The sequence below is a fragment of the Fructobacillus sp. EFB-N1 genome (assembly GCF_001038455.1).
Lineage (GTDB): Bacteria > Bacillota > Bacilli > Lactobacillales > Lactobacillaceae > Fructobacillus > Fructobacillus cardui.
On record NZ_LDUY01000062.1, the window covers coordinates 1 to 5432 of the forward strand.

General features: G+C 49.1%; 1 tRNA gene and 3 rRNA genes. All 4 read left to right on the forward strand.

The annotated features are described in order from the left end of the window. Positions 1-428: 428 nt before the first annotated feature. Positions 429-1979 (forward strand): 16S ribosomal RNA (locus tag FEFB_RS08070). Positions 1980-2075: 96 nt separating this feature from the next. Continuing rightward, a tRNA-Ala gene (locus FEFB_RS08075) sits at positions 2076-2148 on the forward strand. A 191-nt stretch (positions 2149-2339) separates the two neighbouring features. Then, positions 2340-5247 (forward strand): 23S ribosomal RNA (locus tag FEFB_RS08080). Between the two features lie 76 nt (positions 5248-5323). Next, a 5S ribosomal RNA gene (gene rrf, locus FEFB_RS08085) occupies positions 5324-5424 on the forward strand. The 16S, 23S and 5S rRNA genes sit together here with 1 tRNA gene alongside, the layout of an rRNA operon. Positions 5425-5432: the final 8 nt, after the last annotated feature.

Genomic DNA, 5432 nt, shown 5'->3' on the forward strand with positions numbered 1-5432 from the left:
AAAACTATTGACGAGTAGGAGGGCAGGCGCTATACTAGTTATTGTTCGTTACGAAGCAAACGTGCTTCTAGCGAGGCGCTGGTTATATTAGATGACCGGCAGTTGATAAAAGCTTTTCAGAAAGTTGTTGACATCGTTCAACATTCCTGATAAACTAATCAAGTTGCCCTAACAAAGCAGCTCAAATAACTTTCCAAATTAGTTGTTGACTTTGCTTCACGGCTATGGTAAACTAAACGAGTTGCCCAACAAGGCATCGCACATTGAAAACTGAACAAAACTTTGAACAAACAAATCTGTAACGGTGGCTACTTGGTAAGTAGTCACAAACAAATTTGCGAAGTCAATTCGTAACAAACAATAAACGGATAGGCGTTATCGAGAGATAGCAACTAGTCAGTTTAATCGAAGAGCAATCTTCAAACTTTTAACATGAGAGTTTGATCCTGGCTCAGGATGAACGCTGGCGGCGTGCCTAATACATGCAAGTCGAACGCGCAGCGAAGAGTGCTTGCACTCTTCAAGCGAGTGGCGAACGGGTGAGTAACACGTGAATAACCTACCGAAAAGCAGGGGATAACATTTGGAAACAGATGCTAATACCGTATAAAACGTGCTGTCGCATGACAAAACGTTAAAAGGTCCGTTTGGACCACTTTTTGATGGATTCGCGGTGCATTAGTTAGTTGGTGGGGTAAAGGCCCACCAAGACGATGATGCATAGCCGAGTTGAGAGACTGACCGGCCACATTGGGACTGAGACACGGCCCAAACTCCTACGGGAGGCTGCAGTAGGGAATCTTCCACAATGGGCGAAAGCCTGATGGAGCAACGCCGCGTGTGTGATGAAGGCTTTCGGGTCGTAAAGCACTGTTGTATGGGAAGAACGGTAAGGGTAGGAAATGACCTTTACATGACGGTACCATACCAGAAAGGGACGGCTAAATACGTGCCAGCAGCCGCGGTAATACGTATGTCCCGAGCGTTATCCGGATTTATTGGGCGTAAAGCGAGCGCAGACGGTTCGATAAGTCTGAAGTGAAAGCCCACAGCTCAACTGTGGAAGTGCTTTGGAAACTGTCGAACTTGAGTGCAGTAGAGGTAAGTGGAACTCCATGTGTAGCGGTGGAATGCGTAGATATATGGAAGAACACCAGTGGCGAAGGCGGCTTACTGGACTGCAACTGACGTTGAGGCTCGAAAGTGTGGGTAGCAAACAGGATTAGATACCCTGGTAGTCCACACCGTAAACGATGAACACTAGGTGTTAGAGGGTTTCCGCCCTTTAGTGCCGAAGCTAACGCATTAAGTGTTCCGCCTGGGGAGTACGACCGCAAGGTTGAAACTCAAAGGAATTGACGGGGACCCGCACAAGCGGTGGAGCATGTGGTTTAATTCGAAGCAACGCGAAGAACCTTACCAGGTCTTGACATCCTTTGAAGGTACTAGAGATAGTGCTGTTTTCTTCGGAAACAAAGTGACAGGTGGTGCATGGCCGTCGTCAGCTCGTGTCGTGAGATGTTGGGTTAAGTCCCGCAACGAGCGCAACCCTTATGTTTAGTTGCCAGCATTCAGTTGGGCACTCTAGACAGACTGCCGGTGACAAACCGGAGGAAGGCGGGGACGACGTCAGGTCATCATGCCCCTTATGACCTGGGCTACACACGTGCTACAATGGCGTATACAACGAGCAGCGAACTCGCGAGGGTAAGCGAATCTCTTAAAGTACGTCTCAGTTCGGATTGTAGTCTGCAACTCGACTACATGAAGTCGGAATCGCTAGTAATCGCGGATCAGCATGCCGCGGTGAATACGTTCCCGGGTCTTGTACACACCGCCCGTCACACCATGGGAGTTTGTAATGCCCAAAGCCGGTGGCCTAACCTTTTAGGGAGGAGCCGTCTAAGGCAGGACAGATGACTGGGGTGAAGTCGTAACAAGGTAGCCGTAGGAGAACCTGCGGCTGGATCACCTCCTTTCTAAGGATAATCGGAGCGTTACAGGGACTTAAGTGTCAATTTGATTTGTGTCAAAGTTTTGTTTAGTTTTGAGTGCGTGAAGCACAACCAGCGTATGGGGGATTAGCTCAGCTGGGAGAGCACCTGCTTTGCAAGCAGGGGGTCAGCGGTTCGATCCCGCTATTCTCCATTGGCCAGAAGAAAGCCTTTTGGCCAAAAGCTAGTACATTGAAAACTGAATAATCAAGAAATTCTTTTAAAATGATTCAGAGGTGAATCATCTAAATGAACCGAGAAACAACACAAGTTCTTTAAAAAGAACGGTTTAATCGCAGGTCTTTAAAGACCAACTCATAAAACTGATCCAACTGATAAAGTTGTGGTTAAGTGAATAAGGGCGCGTGGTGGATGCCTTGGCACTAGGAGCCGATGAAGGACGTGACTAACTACGATAAGCTTTGGTGAGCGGTAAGTAAGCTATGACCCAGAGATTTCCGAATGGGGAAACCCAGCACATAGAAGTGCTATCCATATCTGAATACATAGGATATGAGAAGGAATACGCTGTGAACTGAAACATCTCATTAGCAGCAGGAGCAGAAAGAAAAATCGATTCCCTGAGTAGCGGCGAGCGAAACGGGAAAAGCCCAAACCAGTGTGCTTGCATGCTGGGGTTGTAGGACTGTCGTTGAGTTACCAAGATAGAAGTTAGGTGAAAACGTTGGGAAGCGTTGTCAAAGAGGGTGATAACCCCGTAACCGAAAGCTTCTGTCCTCTAGACAGGATCCTGAGTACGGCCGGACACGTGAAATCCGGTCGGAATCCGCGGGGACCATCCCGTAAGGCTAAATACTCCCTAGTGACCGATAGTGAACCAGTACCGTGAGGGAAAGGTGAAAAGCACCCCGGAAGGGGAGTGAAATAGTTCCTGAAACCACGACGCCTACAAGAAGTCAGAGCCCGTTAAAGGGTGATGGCGTGCCTTTTGTAGAATGAACCGGCGAGTTACGGTATCGTGCGAGGTTAAGGTGAAAAAACCGGAGCCGTAGCGAAAGCGAGTGTGAATAGCGCGAATAGTACGATGCTGTAGACCCGAAACCAGGTGACCTACCCATGGTCAGGATGAAGGTGAGGTAAAACTTACTGGAGGTCCGAACCGGTGCATGTTAAAAAATGCTCGGATGAACTGTGGGTAGCGGTGAAATTCCAAACGAACTTGGAGATAGCTGGTTCTCTCCGAAATAGCTTTAGGGCTAGCCTCATGATGAGCATACTGGAGGTAGAGCACTGTTAAGCCTAGGGGCCCATCTCGGGTTACCAAAGTTTGATAAACTCCGAATGCCAGATATGTATACATGGGAGTCAGACGATGAGTGATAAGATCCACCGTCGAAAGGGGAACAGCCCAGACTGCCAGTTAAGGTCCCTAAATATATGTTAAGTGGAAAACGATGTGATAGTGCATAGACAACTAGGATGTTGGCTTAGAAGCAGCCACCATTTAAAGAGTGCGTAATAGCTCACTAGTCGAGTGCCATTGCGCGGAAAATGTACCGGGGCTAAACATATTACCGAAACTGCAGGCGTGTATAACACGCGATAGGAGAGCGTTGTAAGGGCAACGAAGGTCGACCGTGAGGACGGCTGGAGCGCTTACAAGTGAGAATGCCGGTATGAGTAGCGAAAGACAGGTGAGAATCCTGTCCACCGAATGACTAAGGATTCCTGGGGAAGGCTCGTCCACCCAGGGTAAGTCGGGACCTAAGGCGAGGCCAAGAGGCGTAGTCGATGGCTAACAGGTTGAGATTCCTGTACCAGTGTAAAGCGTTTGACCAATGGAGGGACGCAGGAGGCTAACAGATCATACTATTGGATGTATGTGCAAGCAGTAAGTCTGGAAGAGAGTGAAATGCTTTCTTCTGCTAAGGACAAGCTGTGATGCGGAGTGAAATAAAGTAACGAAGTCTGTGACGTCACACTGCCAAGAAAAGCTTCTAGGGAGCAATACACTGCCCGTACCGCAAACCGACACAGGTAGTCGAGTGGAGAACACTAAGGTGAGCGAGAGAACCCTCGTTAAGGAACTCGGCAAAATGACCCCGTAACTTCGGGAGAAGGGGTGCTGGACTCCGGTCCAGCCGCAGTGAAAAGGCCCAGGCGACTGTTTATCAAAAACACAGGTTTCTGCAAAATCGTAAGATGAAGTATAGGGGCTGACGCCTGCCCGGTGCTGGAAGGTTAAAAGGAGTGCTTAGCTTCGGCGAAGGTACGAATTGAAGCCCCAGTAAACGGCGGCCGTAACTATAACGGTCCTAAGGTAGCGAAATTCCTTGTCGGGTAAGTTCCGACCCGCACGAAAGGCGTAACGATCTGGGCACTGTCTCAACGAGGGACTCGGTGAAATTTAAATACCCGTGAAGATGCGGGTTACCCGCGACAGGACGGAAAGACCCCATGGAGCTTTACTGTAGCTTGATATTGAATGTTTGTGCTGCTTGTACAGAATAGGTAGGAGGCAAAGAAAGTTGGACGCTAGTCTAGCTGGAGCCAACAAGTGGGATACTACCCTCGTTGTATGAACATTCTAACAGCGGCCACTAATCGTGGTCCTGGACAGTGTCTGGTGGGCAGTTTGACTGGGGCGGTCGCCTCCTAAAAGGTAACGGAGGCGCTCAAAGGTTTGCTCAGAATGGTTGGAAATCATTCGTAGCGTGTAAAGGCAAAAGCAAGCTTGACTGCGAGAGAGACAACTCGAGCAGGTACGAAAGTAGGACTTAGTGATCCGGTGGTTCCGCATGGAAGGGCCATCGCTCAACGGATAAAAGCTACCCTGGGGATAACAGGCTCATCTCCCCCAAGAGTCCACATCGACGGGGAGGTTTGGCACCTCGATGTCGGCTCATCGCATCCTGGGGCTGTAGTCGGTCCCAAGGGTTGGGCTGTTCGCCCATTAAAGCGGTACGCGAGCTGGGTTCAGAACGTCGTGAGACAGTTCGGTCCCTATCCGTCGCGGGCGTTGGAAATTTGAGAGGAGCTGTCCTTAGTACGAGAGGACCGGGATGGACATACCGCTGGTGTACCAGTTGTTTTGCCAAAGGCATTGCTGGGTAGCTACGTATGGATGAGATAAACGCTGAAAGCATCTAAGTGTGAAACTCGCCTCGAGATGAGATTTCCCATCTAATGAATAGAGTAAGACCCCTCAGAGAAGATGAGGTAGATAGGCTAGAAGTGGAAGCGCAGTGATGCGTTGAGCGGACTAGTACTAATCGGTCGAGGACTTAACCAAAGAGTCAATGAGTAGCGGTTTATTTGGAAAAAAGAAGAGTAAAGATTATTTAGTTTTGAGTGTAAAAGCTCAAAGGTGTCGTGTTGATGGCATAGAGGAACCACCTGTACCCATCTCGAACACAGAAGTTAAGCTCTATAGCGCCGAAAGTAGTTGCCGGAACGCTGGCTGCGAGGATAGGACGA